The organism is Klebsiella sp. C239 (genome assembly GCF_048822715.1).
GTDB lineage: Bacteria > Pseudomonadota > Gammaproteobacteria > Enterobacterales > Enterobacteriaceae > Klebsiella > Klebsiella quasipneumoniae.
Window position 1 is genome coordinate 1 of sequence record NZ_JBMEZK010000020.1, and the last position, 21,430, is coordinate 21,430.

Here is a 21,430-nt window from a genome sequence, read left to right on the forward strand (position 1 = left end):
GATGGAGGCGCATTATAGGGAGTTCTCGAGCGCCCGCAATAGAAAAATGGCAGAAAAATGACTGACTGCTGCATTCCCCAGCAAAACCCCGCTTTATACCTCTTTACACACAGAATTATCCACAGGAGAGCGTCAAAACATGACCGAACGCCCCGCGGATCGGCAGCTACATAGAAGGAGAACCATCGGCCTAAAGAGAAAGATAAAAATTCGCGAGCGTTGCGCAAACGTTTTCGTTACAATGCCGCGCAATGACACGGATGCCCGGTTGGGTGCGTTAGGTGAGTTTTTAGGCAAAAACTCACCTAACGCTCTCTGTAATGTTCAAATCCTGGGGATTTAATACCATGCAACAACGTCGTCCAGTCCGCCGCGCTCTGCTCAGTGTTTCTGACAAGGCCGGTATCGTCGAATTCGCGCAGGCGCTTTCCGCTCGTGGTGTCGAGCTGCTGTCCACCGGCGGCACCGCCCGCCTGCTGGCAGATAAAGGCCTGCCGGTAACCGAAGTCTCTGACTACACCGGTTTCCCGGAAATGATGGATGGACGCGTGAAGACCCTGCATCCGAAAGTACACGGCGGCATCCTCGGTCGTCGCGGTCAGGATGATGGCATCATGCAGCAGCACGGTATCGCGCCTATCGATATGGTGGTCGTTAACCTCTATCCGTTTGCCCAAACCGTCGCTCGTGAAGGCTGCTCGCTGGAAGACGCGGTGGAAAACATCGATATCGGCGGCCCAACCATGGTCCGCTCCGCGGCGAAGAACCACAAAGATGTCGCCATCGTGGTGAAGAGCAGCGACTACACCGCCATCATTAATGAAATGGACGCCAACGAAGGCTCCCTGACGCTGGACACCCGCTTCGACCTCGCCATTAAAGCCTTCGAACACACCGCCGCGTACGACAGCATGATCGCCAACTACTTCGGCAGCATGGTTCCGGCCTATCACGGCGAAAGCAAAGAAGCCGCTGGCCGCTTCCCACGCACCCTGAATCTGAACTTCATTAAGAAGCAGGATATGCGCTACGGCGAAAACAGCCACCAGCAGGCTGCCTTCTATATAGAAGAGAATGTCAAAGAAGCTTCCGTGGCAACCGCTACCCAGCTGCAGGGTAAAGCGCTCTCCTATAACAATATTGCCGATACCGATGCGGCGCTGGAGTGCGTGAAAGAGTTCAACGAACCGGCCTGCGTGATCGTTAAGCACGCTAACCCGTGCGGCGTTGCCGTCAGCGACTCGATCCTTGACGCCTACGATCGCGCATACAAAACCGACCCGACCTCCGCGTTCGGCGGCATCATCGCCTTCAACCGCGAGCTGGATGCCGACACCGCGCAGGCGATCATCTCTCGCCAGTTTGTCGAGGTGATCATCGCCCCGTCCGCCAGCGAAGAAGCGCTGAAAATCACTGCCGCGAAGCAGAACGTCCGCGTACTGACCTGCGGTCAGTGGGAAGCGCGCGTTGCCGGTCTCGATTTCAAACGTGTCAACGGCGGCCTGCTGGTTCAGGACCGCGATCTCGGTATGGTCACCGCAGGCGAACTGCGCGTGGTCAGTAAACGTCAGCCGAGCGAGCAAGAGCTGCGCGATGCGCTGTTCTGCTGGAAAGTGGCGAAATTCGTCAAATCCAACGCCATCGTGTATGCCAAAGACAATATGACCATCGGCATAGGCGCCGGCCAGATGAGCCGCGTCTACTCGGCGAAAATTGCCGGGATTAAAGCCGGTGACGAAGGTCTGGAAGTGAAAGGCTCCGCCATGGCCTCCGATGCCTTCTTCCCGTTCCGCGACGGGATTGACGCCGCGGCTGCGGTCGGCATCACCTGCGTTATCCAGCCGGGCGGCTCTATCCGCGACGACGAAGTGATTGCCGCCGCTGACGAACACGGCATCGCCATGATCTTCACCGATATGCGCCACTTCCGCCATTAATTCATGGAGCTGCAGATGAAAGTATTAGTAATCGGCAACGGCGGGCGTGAACACGCCCTGGCCTGGAAAGCGGCCCAATCGCCGCTGGTTGATACCGTCTACGTTGCGCCGGGCAACGCAGGTACCGCGCTGGAGCCGTCGCTGCAAAACGTCGCCATCGGCGTCACCGATATTCCGGCGCTGCTGCGCTTCGCTCAGGATGAAAATATCGACCTGACCATCGTTGGTCCGGAAGCGCCGCTGGTCATTGGCGTGGTCGACGCGTTCCGTGCCGCCGGGCTCGCCATCTTTGGGCCAACCGAAGGCGCGGCGCAGCTGGAAGGCTCAAAAGCCTTCACCAAAGATTTCCTCGCCCGTCATCATATCCCGACGGCGGAATACCAGAACTTCACCGAGGTCGAGCCTGCGCTGGCTTATCTGCGGGAGAAAGGCGCGCCGATCGTCATCAAAGCCGACGGTCTGGCGGCGGGTAAAGGCGTTATCGTGGCGATGACCCTTGAGGAAGCCGAAGCGGCGGTCAAAGACATGCTGGCCGGTAACGCCTTTGGCGACGCCGGACACCGCATCGTCATTGAAGAGTTCCTCGATGGCGAAGAGGCCAGCTTCATTGTGATGGTCGACGGCGAGCACGTCCTGCCGATGGCCACCAGCCAGGATCACAAACGCGTCGGCAACGGCGATACCGGCCCGAACACCGGTGGGATGGGCGCTTATTCTCCGGCGCCGGTCGTGACTGATGAAGTCCATCAGCGCACCATGGAGCGTATTATCTGGCCAACCGTGAAGGGCATGGCCGCGGAAGGCAACACCTATACCGGTTTCCTGTATGCCGGTCTGATGATCGACAAGCAGGGCAACCCAAAGGTCATTGAGTTCAACTGCCGCTTTGGCGATCCGGAAACCCAGCCGATCATGCTGCGCCTGAAATCTGACCTGGTAGCGCTGTGCCTCGCCGCCTGCGCCGGCAAGCTGGATGAGAAAACCTCCGAGTGGGATGACCGCGCATCGCTGGGGGTAGTGGTTGCCGCCGGCGGCTATCCGGGCAACTACAACACGGGCGATGAGATCCATGGCCTGCCGCAGCAGGAAGCGGCAGACGGTAAAGTCTTCCATGCCGGCACGAAACTGTCTGACGACCAGCGCGTGGTCACCAACGGCGGGCGCGTACTGTGCGTCACCGCCCTGGGCGATACCGTAGCGCAGGCGCAGCAGCGCGCCTATCAGCTGCTGACCGATATTCGCTGGGATGGCAGCTTTAGCCGAAACGATATCGGCTGGCGCGCCATTGAGCGCGAAAAGGCTAACGGCTAAGTTTCGCCAACAGCGTTTTCCGCGTAATGCCTAACTGACGGGCGGCTTCGGTTTTGTTGCCGCCCGTTTTTTCCAGCGCCGCCAGAATCACCTCTTTTTCGACTTCCACTAGCGGCTGAATCAGCCCCTCCTCGCTCCCGCCTGACGGCAGCGGCGTACCCGCGATCGCCAGCGGCAATTCCCGCCCGGAGATATAGTCCCCGGTCAGTAGCACCACCGCCCGCTCCACCGCGTTTTCCAGCTCGCGAATGTTGCCCGGCCAGGAGTAGTGGATCAGCAGGTCCATCGCCTGTGGAGTGAACCCCTTTACCGCCTTACGATTGCGTTCGGCATAGCGTTTGAGAAAGTGCTGCGCCAGCGGCGGAATATCTTCCCGGCGCCGGCGCAGCGGCGGCATCTCAATAGTCACGACGTTCAGGCGGTAATAGAGATCCTGGCGAAAACGCCCGGCGCTTACCTCTTCCGCGAGGTTGCGGTGGGTGGCGGCGATCAGCCGCACATCAACGGCAAGCGTCTGGTTGCTGCCGACCCGCTGCACCTCCCGTTCCTGAATCGCCCGCAGCAGCCGGACCTGCATCAATGGTGAGATATCGCCAATTTCATCGAGGAACAGCGTGCCGCCATCCGCTTCGACAAAGCGCCCTTCACGTCGCCGATCCGCGCCGGTAAACGCCCCTTTTTCATGGCCGAAGAGTTCCGACTCCAGTAGCGACTCATTCAGCGCCGCGCAGTTGAGCGTCACCAGCGGCTTATCACCGCGCCCGCTGCAGGCGTGGATGGCGCGCGCCACCAGTTCCTTACCGGTTCCCGACTCCCCATAGATCAGCACCGTCGCATCCGAAGGGGCTACCAGCGTAATATTATTAAGAAGCGCCTGCATCGCCGGGCTGTCGCCTATCATGCCCCAGCGCGAACTCGCTGCGGCGGGGTGTTCGCCCTCGCTATGCCGGGTGTGTGCCAGCGCCTGGACTAACGTCTGCTGTAACGTGTCAAAATCCAGCGGTTTAATCAGATAATCCAGCGCCCCGGACTTGATGGCCTCCACCGCCGTATCGACGCTGGAGAACGCCGTCATGATCAGCACCGGGATCGCCGGGTTATAGGCTTTAATCTCTTTTAACGTCGCGATACCGTCCATCTCCGCCATGCGAATATCGCACAGCACCAGGTCGAAGACCTGCTGATGGATCAGCTCCAGCGCCTGCAGGCCGTTGTGGGCTAATGCCACCTGATAGCCCCAGCCGCGCAGCAGCGCCTGCAGGATCGTGCAGTGGCTGATGTCATCATCGACAACCAGAATCTGTACCTTATCGCTGCTCATCTTCCCTCCGTTGAGCATCAATCGGTAGCCAAAGCGTAAATATCGCTCCGGCCCCCGGCTGACTTTCGGCGCGGATCGTCCCGCCATGTTGTTCGATAATATTCTGCACCACCGCCAGCCCCAGCCCGGTGCCGTCCGCTTTGGTGGTGAAATAGGGGGTGAAGATGGCCTGCAGCTCTTCGGCAGTCATCCCTTTACCGCTATCTGCGACGACGATTTTCATCCGCTGACGGTCAGCTTCGCTTGCCGATACGCGAATGACGCCGTCACGGCCAATCGCCTGCATCGCGTTCAGGTACAGGTTCAACAGCACCTGGTTCAGGCGGTCGGCATCGGCGTTGATCGTGGAGAGCTCCGGGCGCGGAGTGAATTGCAGCGCGATCCCGCGACTCTGCGCATCCTGGCTAACCAACTGCAATGAGTGGTGGATAAGCGCGTTAATATCCACCGGCTGGTAATTTAAATGCGCGGGCCGGACCAGCTCCAGCAGCTCACTGACCACCCGATTGAGGCGGTCGGCCTCTTTGGCCATCACCTGCGCTAACTGATGCGACTCACCGCCCGGCGGCGTGCGCTCGGCAAAATATTTTGCCAGCCCTTTAATCGACGAGAGCGGATTGCGGATCTCGTGCGCCACGCCCGCCGCCAGATGGCCAAGCGCCAGCAGTTTCTCTTTGCGGGCCATCGCCTCCAGCAGTTGTTTCCGTGAGCGGCGATAGCGGCGGAACCAGAACTGGGCAAGGATCGTTGCCGCTGTCACCAACGCGGCGGCGCCCAGCATGATGGCCATATTCCGCTGCCCGCGGGCCTGCGCGGCATCCAGCTCGCGGCTATCAAAGGCGATAAAAATCACCTGCGGGACGCTGGCTTGAGCCAGGGCGCTGTTGCCGCGATTCATCATGCCCCTATGGTGGCCGCGGGCCGGATTGAGCGGGCGAAACTGGCGATAGATCTCCATGGCCGGCTGCGGCTCGCTAAGCCGCCGCCAGCGAGCCTGTTCGCCAACCGCCAGCGCACGCATCTGCGCGGGGCTGTAGAGCGTTTGACCCACCTGCTGCGGATCGCTGTGGGCGATGATGGCGCCATTGTCATCAGTCACCGCGAACCACAGGACGCCCGGCTGCCAGGCCATCTCTTCCAGCAGGGCCTGCAGCTGCGCGTGGTGCATCCGCATTCCCATGCCAACGCGCGTGCCGGACTCCAGCGCGCGGATCAGTACGCTCCCCTTCTCCTCGATAGTTTGTCGGGCGGCGGTCGTCTCACGACCGTAGTCGCGGACGATCATCGCGGAGAACAGCACCACCAGCAGCACTACCGTACCGGTCAGCAGCCAGCTCAGCGCGCCAGCGGCAGCGTCCCGGGAAAAAGGTTTGATCTTCATCGGCGAGTCCTTGTCATCTCCTTTTCGCTATCAGCAGGATCTTTCAGCAGAAATCATGCCATGTTTCCGCGCGGCCAAACCTGCTCTCAAACATATCGCCTGCGCTTTAGCGAGTAAAAATGACTCGCCGGTCCCGGGCGGAACGGGTCATTTTTACTCGCTCTTCTCTTTAACGGCCTCGGCAGGCCTGCACGGACGGGCTTTTTCAGGCTGGCATGAAAGATGCAATACCGAGAGAAACCACACAGGAGAAAATGCCATGAAACGGAACCGTACCTTACCTCTCGCCCTCGTTACCTTAGCCGCGCTGACCTTCGGCAGCAACACGGCCTGGGCCAACCACCACTGGGGCAACAATAACGGGATCGGCAACCAGGGCTACAGTCAGCTGACCCAGGAGCAGCAGGCTACCGCGCAAAAGCTGCATAACGATTACTATGAGCAAACCAGCGCCCTGCGCCAGCAGTTGCAGTCCAAACGCTATGAGTACAATGCGTTGCTCACGGCGCAAAAGCCGGACAGCGGCAAGATTGAAGCCGTCGCTCAGGAGATGGAAGGCTTACGCCAGAAGCTGGATCAGCAGCGGGTGAAATTAGATCTCGCCCTGGCTGAGGCTGGCGTTCCCCGCGGCGCAGGAATGGGATATGGCGGCTGTCGCGGTAGCGGCGGCGGTCATATGGGCATGAATCACTGGTAAAGGTTAGAAGCTTTTTTCCGTCGGCTGCCAGGTGCAGAAGTTTTCATTGGCCACCAGCAGCAGTTGAGAGCCTTCCGGCGCCTCCAGCCAGGCAATGCTCACCGCGGCGGAAGCGTGGCTCTGCCGACGTTCAATGTGCGCCAGAGCCCGACTATCGAGGTCGGGCGTGACCGTCTGCCCTTCACAGGTCAGCACGGTATGCGCGGCGGCGTTCCAGCGCCCCTGACGCAGGACGACCCGTCCCTGGCGGAGGGCGTCGCTGGTCTGGCGGATCTGCTCGGCGCGATAACGGTACAGCGCGACCTGGTCGCTGGAGAGTTGCTGCTTCTGCCCGTCAACTTCCCGCTGCATAAAGCTCAGATCGCCCTGCGCGTCGAAGCGGGCACGAATATGTTCCGGCGGCTTGCCGTAGACATTGAGTTCAATCAGCGTCAGCTGATCGCCCTGCCAGCGATATTCGCTGGTCGAGGTGTCCCCGTGACGCCACGGGCTGAAGGCGGCGAGAAGATGGACTTCATCGCCAGAATCTTTACGCCAGATACGCATCGCCCCCTGGTTGTCCGCATAACCGCTGGCGGTAAATGGTGGTAGCGACGCGTTATGGCTGCAGGCAGTCAGCAACAGGATGCCCGCCAGCGCTAGAGGCCGGCGCCAGACAGACAAAAGGGGCTTAATAGCCCCTTCGATAAAACTGTTCACTGCCACGCGGTCTTACTTAACTGCGTCTTTCAGTGCTTTGCCAGAAACAAATGCCGGCACGTTAGCTGCAGCGATTTTGATCTCTTTACCGGTCTGCGGGTTGCGGCCAGTACGCTCAGCGCGGTGGTTCACTTTGAAGGTACCGAAACCAACCAGTTGAACAGCATCACCTTCTTTCAGAGACTCAGTAATTGCAGCCAGGGTAGATTCCAGGGCAGCTTTAGCCTGTGCTTTGGACAGGTCAGCTTTGTCCGCAATTACATCAATCAGTTGAGTCTTGTTCATAAGTTATCCTTACAATGTGTTTATCGCTTGCTAAGCATCGAGTGCGACGGAAATGCCAAAAAAGCACCCTCCTGCATACACGCACCGATAGCCACTTTTTTTCGCCCTCCAAATGTAGACCAGACGGGGGGCGGAATGGAAGCCTTCAGACGCTACAATTCAGGCGGTAAATCACGTTTTCTGGTCTCACTGCTGAAAATTTATACCAATATTGCTCTCGCCGGCCTCACGCAGGTCCGCGCGCAGGCCTTTTATCAGCTCAAGGTCACGCTCTTCGCAGTCGGCCAGCAGGCGGAAAATTTCCCACTGAATGTCCCATTCCTGCTCTACCGCCGGGTTCGCTTTCAGCTCTTCGTCGGTCATTTCGCGACCTTCCTGGGTCATTTCCAGCATCGCCACGGTGGTGATAGAGGTTTTGCTCACCTCGATCGCGTGCTCGAGCGTTTCGCCGCTCAGACGTGAATGGATCAGTTCGCTCAACGCCACGCAGGCGTCTATGGCCGGATAAACACCGTACAGGTCGAAATCATCTGCCGCCGGGATCGCCTCTTCCAGTTTCTCCAGCTGACTATCGAAATTCACCTTCGCATCTTTGACCGTCAGCGTTTCCCAGATCAGATCCAGGATACGACGGTACAGCTGGCCGTCGCCAAACTCGGTTTGCTTGCAGAACATCGCGTAGTTGGGGTACATACGCTCGCACAGGCAGGCCATAAAAGTGACATGCTGCCAGCTTTCCAGCTTCTCCAGGCGCAGGTGAATCGGGTTTTGTAACATGATGAATTCTCGAAGTCAGAAATTAGGCGCAGTGTACCTGAATCAGCTGTGATTTGCTTGCCAACGCACAAACGACGGACGGCGGGAAGCCACCGCATCGGCCCAGCGCGTCGGTTCGGGCAGACGATAGCCTCGCATGCAGCGTTCGACCCACATTAAAGCGCTGTCCATGCCTACCCGGTGGCCGGTGCTAATAAACAGCGGGTTGCAGCGCACTTTGCTGCGCCAGACCCAAGCCAGTTGCTCATTTTTATCCATCAGCGGGGCCAGCGCACCGGGCTCATCACCCAGGTCGCCGATTTTGCCGCACAGCCGTTTTTTCGCCACCCCGATGGTCGGCACGTCGATCATCAGGCCAAAATGGCTGGCGACGCCGAGCCGCCGGGGATGGGAGATACCGTGGCCGTCAACAAACAACAGGTCCGGTTTTTGCGAAAGCTGCTCCCACGCCGCCAGCAGCGCAGGGGTTTCGCGAAACGAGAGAAAGCCGGGAATATAGGGCATGGAAGTGGCGACGCGCGCCACCTGATACTCCACCAGCTCCAGTTCAGGCCAGGTCAGCAGCACCATCGCAGCCCGGGTGATCTCCCCTTCCTGCTCAAACCCGACATCCGCGCCGCCGATCAACGTCGGTGGGTCACGATCCAGTCGATCCGCGCGCTCTACCGACGCGGCTAACTGTTGCTGCTGGATACGGAGTGCGGCTAAATCCATATGGCTGATCTCCTACTGGTGATAGGGTGCGGAAAGACGATGCACCGCTTCAACAAAGACGCCCGCATGCTCAGGGTCAACGTCCTGATGGATGCCGTGGCCGAGGTTAAAGACGTGGCCTTCTCCCTGACCAAAGCCGGCGAGGATGGTCGCGACTTCTTCTTCAATACGCGCGGGGGGCGCATAGAGCATGGACGGATCCATGTTGCCCTGCAGCGCGACTTTGTCGCCCACGCGACGACGGGCATCGGCAATATCGGTGGTCCAGTCGAGACCCAGCGCGTCACAGCCGGTCTCCGCCATCGCTTCCAGCCACTGACCGCCGCCTTTGGTGAACAGCGTCACCGGCACGCGGCGGCCTTCGTTTTCCCGCAGCAGGCCATCGACGATTTTATGCATGTAGTAGAGGGAGAACTGCTGGTAGTCGCGGCCGGTCAGCACCCCGCCCCAGGTGTCAAAAATCATTACCGACTGCGCGCCGGCTTTGATCTGCGCGTTGAGATACAGGGTGACGCTCTTCGCCAGCTTATCCAGCAGCGCGTGCAGCGCCTGCGGGTCGGCGTACATCATCTTTTTGATGACAGTGAAAGCCTTGCTGCTGCCGCCTTCCACCATGTAGGTCGCCAGCGTCCATGGGCTACCGGAAAAACCGATCAGCGGCACTTCGCCTTTCAGTTCGCGGCGAATGGTGCGCACGGCATTCATCACGTAGCCCAGTTCCTGCTCGGGATCCGGGACTGGCAGCTTGTCGACGTCGGCTTTGCTTTTCACCGGCGAGGTGAAGCGCGGGCCTTCGCCTGCCTCAAAGTACAGCCCCAGCCCCATGGCGTCCGGGATGGTCAGGATGTCCGAAAAGAGGATCGCCGCGTCCAGCGGGTAACGACGCAGCGGCTGGAGCGTCACTTCGCAGGCCAGCTCGGCATTTTTACACAGCGACATAAAGTCGCCCGCTTGCGCACGGGTGGCTTTGTACTCCGGTAAATAGCGGCCCGCCTGGCGCATCATCCACACCGGGGTGACATCAACCGGCTGACGCAGCAGCGCGCGCAGGTAACGATCGTTCTTCAGTTCGGTCATTTTTACATTCCTTTAGCGTTGATACGCCCAGTGTAACATGTCACTCGAACTCTGCCCGACACATCGCGACGGTATCTTCGATAAGCCGGCGCGCCACCGTCCCCGGCGGCGGCAGAAGCGGCAGATCGTCATAGCGGTACCAGTCCGCGCTGAGTAACTCTTTTTTATCCACCACGATATCGCCCTCCGCGTAATCCGCCATAAAGGCAGTCATCAGCGACTGCGGGAACGGCCACGGTTGAGAAGTCACGTAGCGCAGATTTTTCACCCGAATACCGCTCTCCTCCATCACCTCACGGGCAACGGCCTGCTCGAGGGTTTCGCCGATCTCGACGAACCCGGCCAGCACGGTGTGTATCCCATTGCGATGTCGGGTATGTTGCGCCAGCAGGATCGCATCGTCGCGACGGATAGCGACGATAATGCACGGGGCAATTTGCGGGTAGTAACGTTCACGGCAGTGGCTGCACAGCATCGCCCATTCGCTTTTACTGGCATGCATCGGGTGACCGCAGTAGCCGCAAAATTTATGCGATCGATAAAATTCGGCGAGCTGGATCCCCCGTCCCGCCAGCTGAAAGAGTCCCGGATCCTGATCCAGCACCTGGCGTAACGATCCCATGTCATGGCGGCGATCCTGGCGCACCATCCACACCGGATCGCCCTGCCATTCGCCGATATGCAGCGCATGCTGGCCGACAAGATCGAAATTAACCGCTTCGCCATGTGGTAATTCTCCACCAGGCAACCATAATTTTTGTTCGTGACTGACAACCCACCAGCCGCGATCTAATTTTTCAATAATACGATCCATATCTATTGCACTACCTTTGCTTCACTGGCATGTTGTTAACATTATATTTACATTTTTGGTGAGCAGATTTAAATCAAAACTAGCGGAGTCAATCATGCTAAACCAGCTGGAAAATCTGACGGAGCGCGTTGGCGGTAGTAATGAACTGGTCGATCGCTGGCTACAAGTGCGTAAGCATCTGCTCGTGGCTTACTACAATCTGGTTGGCCTGAAACCGGGCAAAGAGTCGTTTATGCGGCTAAACGAAAAGGCGCTGGATGACTTTTGCCAAAGTCTGGTGGATTACCTCTCGTCCGGTCATTTTAGTATTTATGAACGCATTATTGGCGAAATGGAAGGCGATACCCCACTTTTAGCCGCCACCCGGCTTTACCCGCAGCTGGAAGCCAATACCCAGCAGATGATGGACTACTACGATACCTGCCTCGAAAACGCCATTGATCATGATAACTACCTTGAATTTCAGCAGGCGCTGTCGGATATCGGCGAGTCGCTGGAAGCGCGTTTCGCCCTGGAAGATAAACTGATCGCCCTCGCCGTCGCCCATCATCTGAACGATGAGGTGCGCGATAATATTGCCCCGACCGCTTGAGTTGTGTGCAATTAACGAGTAGTTTACCTTCATTCCCCCTCTCCGGAGGGGATGTCATCTTGTCGGAGTGCTTATTTTCCATGTGAAGGCTAACGTGGAAAAGGCTGAGACCGTTAATTCGGGATCCGCGGAACCTGATCAGGCTAATACCTGCGAAGGGAACAAGAGTAAACTGCTGTTCGCGTCAGTCCGTCAGGGCCGATCGCATCTGTTACTCCATCCGTCGTCTGACAAGCCATGTCCTTTTCATCTGGAATGCGCTATGTCTACTACCAAACTGACCCGTCGTGAGCTACGCGAGCACGCGCAGCGATTTATCGATACGCTGGAAGGCGCTGCTTTCCCTAATTCGCGCCGTATCTACATTCAAGGTTCACAAGCGGATATCCGCGTCCCAATGCGTGAAATCCAGCTCAGCCCAACCCTCGTCGGCGGCGATAACGATAACCCACAGTACGAAGCCAACGAACCGATCCCGGTGTATGACACCTCCGGACCTTATGGCGACCCGGATATTGGCATTAATGTCCGCCAGGGGCTTGCCAGGCTGCGCCAGCCGTGGATCGACGCGCGCAATGACTGCGCCCCGCTCAGCGAACGCAGCTCGGCCTATACCAAAGCGCGGCTGGCCGATGACGGCCTTGATGAGCTGCGCTTCAATAGCCAGCTGAAGCCAAAACGCGCCGTTGCCGGCAAATGTGTTACCCAACTGCACTACGCCCGCCAGGGGATCGTCACCCCGGAGATGGAGTTCATCGCCATTCGCGAAAACATGGGCCGCGAACGTATTCGCAGCGAAGTTCTGCGCCAGCAGCATGCCGGCGAAGGCTTCGGCGCCCGCCTGCCGGAAAACATTACCCCTGAGTTCGTCCGTGATGAAGTGGCCGCCGGGCGCGCCATCATCCCGGCCAATATCAACCACCCGGAGTCTGAGCCGATGATTATCGGCCGCAACTTCCTGGTAAAAGTGAATGCTAATATCGGCAACTCGGCGGTGACCTCCTCCATCGAAGAAGAGGTCGAGAAGCTGGTCTGGTCCACCCGCTGGGGCGCCGATACGGTGATGGATCTCTCCACCGGCCGCTATATCCACGAAACCCGCGAGTGGATCCTGCGTAACAGCCCGGTACCGATCGGCACCGTACCGATTTACCAGGCGCTGGAGAAAGTCAACGGCATCGCCGAGAACCTCACCTGGGAAGCCTTCCGCGATACCCTGCTGGAACAGGCCGAACAGGGGGTCGACTACTTCACCATTCACGCCGGCGTACTGCTGCGCTACGTCCCGATGACCGCGAAGCGTCTGACCGGCATCGTTTCGCGCGGCGGCTCAATCATGGCCAAATGGTGCCTGTCGCACCATCAGGAAAACTTTCTCTACCAGCATTTCCGCGAAATCTGCGAAATCTGCGCCGCCTATGACGTGTCGCTGTCGCTGGGCGATGGCCTGCGCCCCGGCTCCATTCAGGATGCCAACGACGAAGCGCAGTTCTCCGAGCTGCGCACCCTCGGCGAGCTGACGAAAATCGCCTGGGAGTATGACGTGCAGGTGATGATCGAGGGCCCCGGCCACGTGCCGATGCAGATGATCCGCCGCAATATGACCGAAGAGCTGGAGCACTGCCACGAAGCGCCGTTCTACACCCTCGGGCCGCTCACCACCGACATTGCGCCGGGCTACGACCATTTCACCTCCGGCATCGGCGCGGCGATGATCGGCTGGTTCGGCTGCGCCATGCTGTGCTATGTCACGCCAAAAGAGCATCTCGGCCTGCCCAACAAAGAGGATGTGAAGCAGGGGTTGATTACCTACAAAATCGCCGCCCACGCCGCCGACCTGGCGAAAGGTCACCCCGGGGCGCAGATCCGCGATAACGCCATGTCGAAGGCGCGCTTTGAATTCCGCTGGGAAGACCAGTTTAACCTCGCGCTGGATCCGTTTACCGCCCGGGCCTATCACGATGAAACCCTGCCGCAGGAATCCGGCAAAGTTGCCCACTTCTGCTCCATGTGCGGTCCGAAATTCTGCTCAATGAAGATCACTCAGGAAGTCCGCGACTACGCCGCCAGACAGGCCATCGACGCCGGCATGGCCGATATGTCGCATCACTTCCGCGCCCGCGGCGGCGAAATCTACCTGAAACAGGAGGAAGTCTGATGTATCAGCCTGATTTTCCACCCGTCCCGTTTCGTCTCGGACTCTACCCGGTAGTGGACAGCGTGGCGTGGATTGAGCGCCTGCTCGAAGCCGGCGTGCGTACTATTCAGCTGCGCATCAAAGACCGACGCGACAGCGAGGTGGAGGATGACGTCATCGCCGCCATCGCCCTTGGCCGCCGCTATCACGCCCGGCTGTTCATTAACGATTACTGGCGACTGGCGATCAAGCACCAGGCCTACGGCGTGCATCTCGGACAAGAAGATCTGGAAACCACCGATCTGAGCGCCATCCGCCAAGCCGGGCTACGTCTGGGCGTCTCCACCCATGACGATATGGAGATTGATGTCGCCCTGGCGGCGCGCCCCTCTTACATCGCCCTGGGTCACGTCTTCCCGACGCAAACCAAACAGATGCCCTCCGCGCCGCAGGGGCTCGATCAGCTTGCCAGACATATCCAACGCCTGGCGGATTACCCCACCGTGGCGATCGGCGGAATTAGCCTTGAAAAGGCCCCGGCGGTGCTGGCGACCGGCGTCGGCAGCATCGCAGTGGTCAGCGCCATCACCCAGGCGGCGGACTGGCGGGCAGCGACCGACCAGCTGCTGGCGCTGGCGGGAGCGGGCGATGAATGATCACGACTTTATGCGCTATAGCCGTCAGCTGCTGCTGGAGGATATCGCCATCGAGGGGCAGCAGAAGCTGTTAGCCAGCCGGGTGCTGATTATCGGCCTTGGCGGGCTGGGCTCCCCGGCGGCGCTCTATCTGGCTGGGGCTGGCGTCGGGACGCTGACCCTGGCCGATGACGACGCCGTGCATCTCAGCAATCTGCAGCGGCAGATCCTGTTCACCAGCGCGGATATCGATCGGCCAAAAGCCGCGGCGGCAAAGACGCGGCTCAGCCAGCTAAATCCGCAGATCAAACTGGTTGCGCTCCAGCAGCGATTAAGCGGCGAGGCGCTGCGCGCCGAGGTGGCGAAAGCGGACGTGGTGCTGGACTGTACCGATAACATGGTCACCCGCCAGGCGATCAATGCCGCCTGCGTGGCCCTCGACATCCCGTTAGTGACCGCCAGCGCCGTCGGCTTCGGCGGTCAGCTGATGGTGCTCACCCCCCCCTGGACGCAGGGTTGCTATCGCTGCCTGTGGCCGGATAGCGACGAACCGCAGCGCAACTGCCGCACCGCGGGGATCGTCGGTCCGGTGGTCGGCATGATGGGCACGCTGCAGGCGCTGGAGGCCATTAAGCTGCTCAGCGGCATGACGACGCCGCGCAACACTCTGCGGCTGTTCGACGCCCGCACCAGCAACTGGCGTAACCTGGCGCTACAGCGTTCCCGGGACTGCCCGATTTGCGGAGGGCGGCATGCAGATCTGGTTTAACGACGAGCCGCTGGCGTGCGCCGACCATCTCAGCGTCAGCGCCCTGCTGACCCAGCTCGAACAGCTGCAGCCGGGCGTCGCGCTGGCGCTCAATCAACACATTCTGCCGCGCGACCGGTGGGAAGATCATCTCTTGCAGGAAGGCGATCGAGTCCTGCTTTTTCAGGTTATCGCTGGAGGCTGACATGTTACGTATTGCAGACAAAACATTTGAATCCCATCTTTTCACCGGTACCGGCAAATTCGCCGCCCCGGAGGTGATGGTTGAGGCGATTCGCGCCTCGGGCAGCCAGCTGGTCACCCTGGCGATGAAGCGCGTCGATTTACGTCAGCACAATGACGCCATCCTCGCCCCGCTGCTGGCGGCGGGAGTCAGCCTGCTGCCGAATACCTCGGGCGCCAAGACAGCGGAAGAGGCGGTGTTTGCCGCCCGCCTGGCGCGGGAAGCCTTGGGCACCCACTGGCTGAAACTGGAGATCCACCCGGACGCCCGCTGGCTGCTGCCCGACCCGATTGAAACCCTGAAAGCGGCGGAGCTGCTGGTCCGCGAAGGGTTCGTGGTGCTGCCCTACTGCGGCGCCGACCCGGTGCTGTGTAAACGGCTGGAAGAGGCTGGCTGCGCGGCGGTGATGCCTCTGGGCGCGCCGATCGGCTCCAATCAGGGGCTGGAAACCAAAGCCATGCTGGAGATTATTATCGAGCAGGCGACGGTGCCGGTGGTGGTCGACGCCGGCATCGGCGTCCCAAGCCATGCGGCGCAGGCGCTGGAAATGGGCGCGGACGCGGTGCTGGTCAATACCGCTATTGCCGTCGCCGACGATCCCGTGGCCATGGCCCACGCTTTCCGTATGGCGGTCGAGGCCGGCTTGCTGGCCCGTCAGGCCGGACCGGGGGCGCGCAGCGCGCAGGCGCAGGCCACCAGCCCGCTCACCGGATTCCTGGAGGCGCTGGCATGAAAACCTTCAGCGATCGCTGGCGGCAGCTGGAGTGGGACGACATCCGCCTGCGCATCAACGGTAAAACCGCCGCCGATGTCGAACGGGCGCTGGCGGCCAAACAGCTGACCCGCGACGACATGATGGCCCTGCTTTCGCCGGCGGCGGCCGGGTATCTTGAACCTCTGGCCCAGCGCGCGCAGCGGCTTACCCGTCAGCGCTTCGGCAATACCGTCAGCTTCTACGTGCCGCTGTATCTCTCCAACCTGTGCGCCAACGACTGCACCTACTGCGGCTTCTCGATGAGCAACCGCATTAAGCGCAAGACGCTGGATGCTGCCGAGATTGCCCGCGAGTGCGCCGCGATCCGCGACCTGGGTTTTGAGCATCTGCTGCTGGTGACCGGTGAGCATCAGGGCAAGGTGGGAATGGATTATTTCCGCCAGCACCTGCCGGCAATCCGCAGCCAGTTTGCCTCGCTGCATATGGAGGTGCAGCCGCTGGCGACCGACGAGTATGCCGAGCTGAAAACCCTGGGGCTCGACGGGGTGATGGTCTATCAGGAGACCTATCACGAAAGCATGTACGCCCAGCATCACCTGAAAGGGAAAAAGCAGGATTTCTTCTGGCGGCTGGATACGCCGGATCGCCTGGGCGAGGCGGGGATCGATAAGATCGGCCTTGGCGCGCTGATCGGCCTTTCCGACAGCTGGCGGGTGGACTGCTTTATGGTCGCTGAGCACCTGCTGTGGCTGCAGCAACGCTACTGGCGCAGCCGCTATTCGGTCTCCTTCCCGCGTCTGCGTCCCTGCGCCGGCGGCATTGAACCGGCCTCGCTAATGGATGAGCGTCAGCTGGTGCAGACCATCTGCGCCTTCCGCCTGCTGGCGCCGGAGGTTGAGCTGTCGCTATCCACCCGCGAATCTCCCTGGTTCCGCGACCGGGTGATCCCGCTGGCGATCAATAACGTCAGCGCCTTCTCCAAAACCCAGCCCGGGGGTTACGCCGACGACCATCCGGAGCTTGAGCAGTTCGCGCCGCACGATGACCGTCGGCCTGAAGAAGTCGCCAGCGCGCTGGCTGCCCGCGGCCTGCAGCCGGTGTGGAAAGACTGGGACAGCTGGCTGGGACGCGCCTCGCAAACCTCATGATGTACAGTGTAAGCGCCTGATATTTTTGCGCGCCTGCACGAGAGATGAAAAACGGAGGCTGGCCCGCCAGGCGCCCTTTTTCTATTCTGCCCGGGTCAGCAGCGGACGCTGACCAGGGCGAACCTTTTCTTCCTCATTTTCGCCCTGCCTCTCCGCGCTGATCGAGGGCCTGTACATTGTCGCCGAATATAAATCACGATACATGAAGGCCTCAGAGTTATAATTGAGCAATAGTTAACTGATTCGATCGGCAGGCGTCGCAGTCGCAACCTGCGTTCGGACCCATGGTTTATACATCCGGGACGATTAACGATTCATGGCTCTACACAACAGAAAGCTCTCTTTCACGACGCCGATCGTCGTGGGGTTTGCCGGCATCTTGCTCAGTTTTATGCTGATCGCTATTTTTGTCACCCTGGCGCAGCGAAAAGATTTTCTTGAAGATTATCACGACATTAACCGCAACTTTACCCACAACCTGGCGATCAACTACACGGAAACCCTGCTGCGGGAAAATGATTTTATCCTTGGGCGCGCGGTCGCCTTCTTTGCACGCAATGACGAACTGAATCGCGCAGTCAATGTGGAACCGGAGAAAGGGTTAACGACGCTGATGCAGTTACAGAACATGATGCCGAGCGTCTCATCCATCTCGCTGGCGGATACCGAGGGCCACTATCTGCGCGCCCCGGAGGTGCTGGAAAATGAAGACAGTCAGGCTTTCGATCCCAGAACGCGGCCCTGGTTTATCAAACAGGCGGAAGCCAGCACCTTCAGCCACTACACCAGCCCATATATGGATTTTTTTACCCACCATCCGACGATTACCATTTTCAAACCCATCATCACCCCGGAGGGGAAACTCAAGGGCAGCCTGGCCTTTCATCTCGATCTCACCTCCATGGGATTCGCGCTGCGCCAGATGGTCGCCCCCGTACAGGGCGAGTTTTTTGTGGTGCAGCGTGATGGCAAAGTGGTCCTGCACTCCGACCCTGGCGCGCTGTTTAAACCCTTCGTCAGTAATGAGCTGATGGATAAAATGACCAGCGGCGAGGGACAGCTTTACGATCCCGGGAGCGACACCTGGTATTACTATTACTCCTTTACCAATCCCGACTGGTTTGTGATTTTCCGTGTCGATAACACCACCCTGGTTAATCTGACGCGCCATGAAACCAATTTAGTGATCGGCGGTTTCGCCCTCGCGGCGATCATCATCATCCTGTTTGGCCTTTATCTGCGTCATGCCTCCCGCACCGTGCTGATGAATATCATCAATGCGATTAAAACCGGCGACGTCAAACGCGCCCCACGCCTCGAGGCGATGCTGAGTAAAGCCATTGAAACCAATAAGCAGCGCGAACTGACCTACGTCCGCCAGGCGACCATTGACGCGCTCACCGGCTGCAAGAACCGCCGCGCCTTCGACAGCGATATTGCCGCGCTGATGAACGATCATCAGCCGTTCGCCCTCGCGCTGGTCGATATCGATAACTTTAAATCGATCAACGACACCTGGGGTCACCTCAACGGCGATATCGTTCTGCGTAACGTCGCCCGCGAAGGGCTGCAGGTCCTCCAGCCGCTGGAGATATCCCTCTATCGCTATGGTGGTGAAGAGTTCGCGGTGGTCTTTCCTGCCGAACATATTGATAACGCCCGCACGCTGCTGGAAACATGGCGGGTAAACGTCGAACGGCGCACCTGGCGCGAAGATGGCCTGACGGTCACCTTCAGCGCCGGGCTGGGGGAATGGAACATGGAGCCGCTGGATAAACTGGTGGTGAGCGTCGATGAAGCGCTGTACAAAGCCAAACAGCAGGGTAAAAACCGTATCCTGCGCGCCTAGGACTTTAGCGCCGCAACCGCCCACTTCGGTGGGCTTTTTTATTTTTTCCGGCAAAAATGAAACCGGTTTCAATTTTTGTGTGATGACTTACACACAATCACGGTAAAGCGGTTGTCGCATCGCCAGGGCCGCGATAAACATAAGACATCACGGAACACAAGGGCCACTGACTATGAAGAATATCGTTTTGTGCTGTGCCGCCGGTATGTCTACCAGCATGCTGGTTCAGCGTATGCAAGATGCCGCGCAGAAGAAAGGTGTTGAGGTCTCAATCAAGGCCGTACCGGTCGCCGAGTTTAAAGATAATCTGGCCGCCGCCGACATTATTCTGCTCGGCCCGCAGGTGAAATATGAGCAGGCGAAGCTGCAGGCGCTGGCCGACCCGTTCGGCAAAAAGGTCGCCGTGATCGATATGATGGACTACGGCATGATGAAAGGTGATGCCGTTCTGGATAAAGCCCTTAAGATGCTGGAGTAATCGATGGAAGATTTAGAAACGATCATCATGGAGCTGCTGGTTAACGCGGGTTCCGCGCGCAGCGCGGCGCTGACGGCGCTACAGCTGGCGCGGAAAGGCGATTTTGCCGCAGCGGAGCAGGCCATGGCCGAGTCCCATGAGTTCGTCAAACATGCGCATAAAATTCAGACCCAGCTTATCGGCCTGGATGAAGGCAGCGGTAAGTTACCGGTCAACCTGATCACCGTGCATTCTCAGGACCATCTGATGAACGCCATGGTCATTCAGGATCTGGCGACCGATATGATTGAACTATACCGTCGCCTGCCCCTCGCGCAATAATCTCTCGAATTGAACGGGCGTCGCTGCCGGCGCCCGTCCCCGCTTACAGAAAGCCGTACATCGCAGCGAATACCCAGCCAAAAACGCAGGAGACGCCAACGCCGATGAGCCCGGGCAGGATAAAGCTGTGGTTAATCACAAAGCGGCCAATATGGGTGGTCCCTGAGCGGTCAAACTGGATCGCCGCCAGATCGCTGGGGTAGGTCGGCAGAATATAGTAGCCATAGCAGGCCGGCGCAGAAGCCACGATATAGGCCGGGTCGACGCCGATGGCCAGGGCCACCGGAACAATCGCCGCCAGCGCTGCCGCCTGCGAGTTTACAAACTTCGAAACCAGCAGCAGCACGATGGCATAGGCCCATGGATACTCTTTGACCATCTCCCCGAGCACCCCTTTAATTTCGGTCATGTGAGCGCCAAACATGGTCTCCGCCATCCAGGCGATGCCGTACACCGCGACGATAGCGATCATTCCCGAACGAAAGACCTCATTTTTGGAAATCGATGCCGGGTTGGTTTTAGTAATGATGATGATCAGCGCCCCGGAGAGCAGCATAAACATCTGGATCACCAGCACCATCGACAGCGGTTTACCGTCAAAGGTCGGACGCAGTTCAGAGAAGGCGCCGAGCAGCGCCACCACAGCGATGGAGGCCAGAAAAATCCACATCGCTATCCAGTTGCTGGTGGGCAACTTTCTATCCAGCAGCGTCGCCGTATCGCCATAGACGTAATGGCGGTTCTCCGGTACCGCAATAAACGCCTGGAAGGCTTCGTCTTTATCCAGATCTTTGCCACGGAACCAGCTGAAGATGCCGATGGCTAAAATGCCCAGCAGCGTGGAAGGAATGGTTATCGCCAGCAGATCGAGAAACTCGAGATGTTTACCGTTAAAGGTAAAATTCCCCAGCATCGCCACCAGCGAGACCACCGCCACCGAGACCGGGCTGGCGATGATCCCCATCTGGGCGCCAATGGAGCTGGCGGCCATCGGACGCTCCGGGCGAATGTTATTCTTAATCGCCACATCGTAGATAATCGGCAGGATGGTATACACCACGTGACCGGTACCGCAGAGGATAGTCAGCGTGCAGGTGACGAAAGGCGCCACAATAGAGACATATTTTGGGTTTCGCCGCAGCAGCTTCTCGGCAATCTGCAGCATGACATCCAGGCCGCCGGACGCCTGCAGCGTCGCCGAGGCGGCCACCACCGCAATGATCACCAGCATCACATCAACCGGCGGTTTACCCGGCTGGAGATGAAAAACAAAGACGAGGATCACTAAACCGATGCCGCCCAGCAGCCCCAGCGCAATACCGCCTTTTCGGGCACCATAAAACAGACAAATTAAGATAATAATGAGTTGTATCGCGAATTCCATGCAGCCCCCAGAGCCTGTCCACTCAGACCTAAAGTAATGATCCCTACCTGCCTGCCGGGATTATTTCTGCGCCTTGTTGGGGGAAGTATGAGATGCAGCGATCCCTCTCCAGGCCGTCGCGCCGGAGATAAAGCAGCAGCAGTAATCCCATGATTCATCAGGTATT

The 21,430-nt window shown here is 59.0% G+C and carries 22 protein-coding genes and 1 riboswitch; of the genes, 13 read left to right on the plus strand and 9 right to left on the minus strand.

Features of this window, described 5'->3' with window-relative positions:
* Positions 1-347: 347 nt before the first annotated feature.
* Positions 348-1,937 (plus strand): bifunctional phosphoribosylaminoimidazolecarboxamide formyltransferase/IMP cyclohydrolase, encoded by a 1,590-nt coding sequence (gene purH, locus ACOI6Z_RS26235; protein ID WP_023291607.1) that lies wholly within the window; start codon positions 348-350, stop codon positions 1,935-1,937.
* Positions 1,938-1,952: 15 nt separating this feature from the next.
* Complete coding sequence (purD, locus tag ACOI6Z_RS26240; protein WP_044524908.1) at positions 1,953-3,248, plus strand: phosphoribosylamine--glycine ligase; 1,296 nt, start codon at positions 1,953-1,955, stop codon at positions 3,246-3,248.
* On the opposite strand, the gene zraR is transcribed toward purD, so the two are convergent.
* Together zraR and zraS are read right to left on the minus strand one after the other, a co-directional pair.
* Positions 3,238-4,569, minus strand: coding sequence for a sigma-54-dependent response regulator transcription factor ZraR (zraR, locus tag ACOI6Z_RS26245; protein WP_023291605.1), 1,332 nt, complete (start codon positions 4,567-4,569; stop codon positions 3,238-3,240). The genes purD and zraR overlap by 11 nt on opposite strands.
* On the minus strand, positions 4,556-5,950 hold the full coding sequence (zraS, locus tag ACOI6Z_RS26250; RefSeq protein ID WP_044524906.1) for a two-component system sensor histidine kinase ZraS: 1,395 nt from the start codon (positions 5,948-5,950) through the stop codon (positions 4,556-4,558). Before zraS ends, zraR begins: the two co-directional genes overlap by 14 nt.
* Positions 5,951-6,209: 259 nt before the next feature.
* On the opposite strand from zraS, the gene zraP reads away from it, so the two are divergent.
* On the plus strand, positions 6,210-6,647 hold the full coding sequence (zraP, locus tag ACOI6Z_RS26255) for a zinc resistance sensor/chaperone ZraP (protein WP_017901120.1): 438 nt from the start codon (positions 6,210-6,212) through the stop codon (positions 6,645-6,647).
* Between the two features lie 3 nt (positions 6,648-6,650).
* On the opposite strand, the gene ACOI6Z_RS26260 is transcribed toward zraP, so the two are convergent.
* The 6 genes from ACOI6Z_RS26260 to nudC all read right to left on the minus strand — a co-directional run bounded on the left by ACOI6Z_RS26260 (position 6,651) and on the right by nudC (position 11,013).
* A complete protein-coding gene (locus tag ACOI6Z_RS26260) occupies positions 6,651-7,346 on the minus strand; it encodes a DUF1481 domain-containing protein (protein ID WP_023319466.1) in 696 nt (231 codons plus the stop codon).
* A 12-nt stretch (positions 7,347-7,358) separates the two neighbouring features.
* A complete protein-coding gene (hupA, locus tag ACOI6Z_RS26265; RefSeq protein ID WP_002884342.1) occupies positions 7,359-7,631 on the minus strand; it encodes a nucleoid-associated protein HU-alpha in 273 nt (90 codons plus the stop codon).
* Between the two features lie 186 nt (positions 7,632-7,817).
* On the minus strand, positions 7,818-8,408 hold the full coding sequence (locus ACOI6Z_RS26270) for a YjaG family protein (protein ID WP_004206742.1): 591 nt from the start codon (positions 8,406-8,408) through the stop codon (positions 7,818-7,820).
* A gap of 42 nt (positions 8,409-8,450) precedes the next feature.
* Complete coding sequence (nfi, locus tag ACOI6Z_RS26275; RefSeq protein WP_004206743.1) at positions 8,451-9,122, minus strand: deoxyribonuclease V; 672 nt, start codon at positions 9,120-9,122, stop codon at positions 8,451-8,453.
* A 12-nt stretch (positions 9,123-9,134) separates the two neighbouring features.
* On the minus strand, positions 9,135-10,199 hold the full coding sequence (gene hemE, locus ACOI6Z_RS26280; RefSeq protein WP_044524905.1) for a uroporphyrinogen decarboxylase: 1,065 nt from the start codon (positions 10,197-10,199) through the stop codon (positions 9,135-9,137).
* Positions 10,200-10,239: 40 nt separating this feature from the next.
* Complete coding sequence (nudC, locus tag ACOI6Z_RS26285) at positions 10,240-11,013, minus strand: NAD(+) diphosphatase (RefSeq protein ID WP_065813243.1); 774 nt, start codon at positions 11,011-11,013, stop codon at positions 10,240-10,242.
* A 94-nt stretch (positions 11,014-11,107) separates the two neighbouring features.
* Between nudC and ACOI6Z_RS26290 the strand changes: the two genes are divergently transcribed.
* The 10 genes from ACOI6Z_RS26290 to ACOI6Z_RS26335 all read left to right on the plus strand — a co-directional run bounded on the left by ACOI6Z_RS26290 (position 11,108) and on the right by ACOI6Z_RS26335 (position 19,880).
* Positions 11,108-11,605, plus strand: a complete 498-nt coding sequence (locus ACOI6Z_RS26290; RefSeq protein ID WP_023291598.1) for an Rsd/AlgQ family anti-sigma factor — start codon at positions 11,108-11,110, stop codon at positions 11,603-11,605.
* 53 nt (positions 11,606-11,658) lie between these two features.
* Positions 11,659-11,783: riboswitch (TPP riboswitch) on the plus strand.
* 84 nt (positions 11,784-11,867) lie between these two features.
* Complete coding sequence (gene thiC, locus ACOI6Z_RS26295) at positions 11,868-13,763, plus strand: phosphomethylpyrimidine synthase ThiC (RefSeq protein ID WP_023291597.1); 1,896 nt, start codon at positions 11,868-11,870, stop codon at positions 13,761-13,763.
* On the plus strand, positions 13,763-14,398 hold the full coding sequence (gene thiE / locus ACOI6Z_RS26300) for a thiamine phosphate synthase (protein ID WP_023291596.1): 636 nt from the start codon (positions 13,763-13,765) through the stop codon (positions 14,396-14,398). The genes thiC and thiE overlap by 1 nt, the downstream gene beginning before the upstream one ends.
* Positions 14,391-15,146: a thiazole biosynthesis adenylyltransferase ThiF gene (thiF, locus tag ACOI6Z_RS26305; RefSeq protein WP_050533980.1), complete on the plus strand. Its 756-nt coding sequence runs from the start codon at positions 14,391-14,393 to the stop codon at positions 15,144-15,146. Before thiE ends, thiF begins: the two co-directional genes overlap by 8 nt.
* Entirely contained in the window at positions 15,130-15,330 is a 201-nt protein-coding gene (gene thiS / locus ACOI6Z_RS26310; RefSeq protein ID WP_017901114.1) for a sulfur carrier protein ThiS, read from the plus strand. Before thiF ends, thiS begins: the two co-directional genes overlap by 17 nt.
* Before the next feature lies 1 nt (position 15,331).
* Positions 15,332-16,102, plus strand: coding sequence for a thiazole synthase (thiG, locus tag ACOI6Z_RS26315; RefSeq protein ID WP_004206751.1), 771 nt, complete (start codon positions 15,332-15,334; stop codon positions 16,100-16,102).
* Positions 16,099-17,232 (plus strand): 2-iminoacetate synthase ThiH, encoded by a 1,134-nt coding sequence (gene thiH / locus ACOI6Z_RS26320; protein ID WP_023291594.1) that lies wholly within the window; start codon positions 16,099-16,101, stop codon positions 17,230-17,232. Before thiG ends, thiH begins: the two co-directional genes overlap by 4 nt.
* A gap of 316 nt (positions 17,233-17,548) precedes the next feature.
* On the plus strand, positions 17,549-19,081 hold the full coding sequence (locus ACOI6Z_RS26325) for a sensor domain-containing diguanylate cyclase (RefSeq protein ID WP_017901111.1): 1,533 nt from the start codon (positions 17,549-17,551) through the stop codon (positions 19,079-19,081).
* 172 nt (positions 19,082-19,253) lie between these two features.
* Positions 19,254-19,559 (plus strand): PTS sugar transporter subunit IIB, encoded by a 306-nt coding sequence (locus ACOI6Z_RS26330; protein WP_002884150.1) that lies wholly within the window; start codon positions 19,254-19,256, stop codon positions 19,557-19,559.
* Positions 19,560-19,562: 3 nt separating this feature from the next.
* The gene (locus tag ACOI6Z_RS26335) at positions 19,563-19,880 is read left to right on the plus strand and encodes a PTS lactose/cellobiose transporter subunit IIA (protein ID WP_004206755.1); all 318 of its coding nucleotides are present in this window, start codon (positions 19,563-19,565) and stop codon (positions 19,878-19,880) included.
* Positions 19,881-19,923: 43 nt separating this feature from the next.
* On the opposite strand, the gene dcuB is transcribed toward ACOI6Z_RS26335, so the two are convergent.
* Positions 19,924-21,264: an anaerobic C4-dicarboxylate transporter DcuB gene (gene dcuB, locus ACOI6Z_RS26340; protein WP_032454532.1), complete on the minus strand. Its 1,341-nt coding sequence runs from the start codon at positions 21,262-21,264 to the stop codon at positions 19,924-19,926.
* Positions 21,265-21,430 lie beyond the last annotated feature (166 nt).

Bases quoted from the DNA above. Each gene is read 5' to 3' on its own strand.
- purH (WP_023291607.1), top strand. From the start codon at position 348: ATGCAACAACGTCGTCCAGTCCGCCGCGCTCTGCTCAGTGTTTCTGAC.
- purD (WP_044524908.1), top strand. From the start codon at position 1,953: ATGAAAGTATTAGTAATCGGCAACGGCGGGCGTGAACACGCCCTGGCC.
- zraR (WP_023291605.1), bottom strand. From the start codon at position 4,569: ATGAGCAGCGATAAGGTACAGATTCTGGTTGTCGATGATGACATCAGC.
- zraS (WP_044524906.1), bottom strand. From the start codon at position 5,950: ATGAAGATCAAACCTTTTTCCCGGGACGCTGCCGCTGGCGCGCTGAGC.
- zraP (WP_017901120.1), top strand. From the start codon at position 6,210: ATGAAACGGAACCGTACCTTACCTCTCGCCCTCGTTACCTTAGCCGCG.
- hupA (WP_002884342.1), bottom strand. From the start codon at position 7,631: ATGAACAAGACTCAACTGATTGATGTAATTGCGGACAAAGCTGACCTG.
- ACOI6Z_RS26270 (WP_004206742.1), bottom strand. From the start codon at position 8,408: ATGTTACAAAACCCGATTCACCTGCGCCTGGAGAAGCTGGAAAGCTGG.
- nfi (WP_004206743.1), bottom strand. From the start codon at position 9,122: ATGGATTTAGCCGCACTCCGTATCCAGCAGCAACAGTTAGCCGCGTCG.
- hemE (WP_044524905.1), bottom strand. From the start codon at position 10,199: ATGACCGAACTGAAGAACGATCGTTACCTGCGCGCGCTGCTGCGTCAG.
- nudC (WP_065813243.1), bottom strand. From the start codon at position 11,013: ATGGATCGTATTATTGAAAAATTAGATCGCGGCTGGTGGGTTGTCAGT.
- ACOI6Z_RS26290 (WP_023291598.1), top strand. From the start codon at position 11,108: ATGCTAAACCAGCTGGAAAATCTGACGGAGCGCGTTGGCGGTAGTAAT.
- thiC (WP_023291597.1), top strand. From the start codon at position 11,868: ATGTCTACTACCAAACTGACCCGTCGTGAGCTACGCGAGCACGCGCAG.
- thiE (WP_023291596.1), top strand. From the start codon at position 13,763: ATGTATCAGCCTGATTTTCCACCCGTCCCGTTTCGTCTCGGACTCTAC.
- thiF (WP_050533980.1), top strand. From the start codon at position 14,391: ATGAATGATCACGACTTTATGCGCTATAGCCGTCAGCTGCTGCTGGAG.
- thiS (WP_017901114.1), top strand. From the start codon at position 15,130: ATGCAGATCTGGTTTAACGACGAGCCGCTGGCGTGCGCCGACCATCTC.
- thiG (WP_004206751.1), top strand. From the start codon at position 15,332: ATGTTACGTATTGCAGACAAAACATTTGAATCCCATCTTTTCACCGGT.
- thiH (WP_023291594.1), top strand. From the start codon at position 16,099: ATGAAAACCTTCAGCGATCGCTGGCGGCAGCTGGAGTGGGACGACATC.
- ACOI6Z_RS26325 (WP_017901111.1), top strand. From the start codon at position 17,549: ATGGCTCTACACAACAGAAAGCTCTCTTTCACGACGCCGATCGTCGTG.
- ACOI6Z_RS26330 (WP_002884150.1), top strand. From the start codon at position 19,254: ATGAAGAATATCGTTTTGTGCTGTGCCGCCGGTATGTCTACCAGCATG.
- ACOI6Z_RS26335 (WP_004206755.1), top strand. From the start codon at position 19,563: ATGGAAGATTTAGAAACGATCATCATGGAGCTGCTGGTTAACGCGGGT.
- dcuB (WP_032454532.1), bottom strand. From the start codon at position 21,264: ATGGAATTCGCGATACAACTCATTATTATCTTAATTTGTCTGTTTTAT.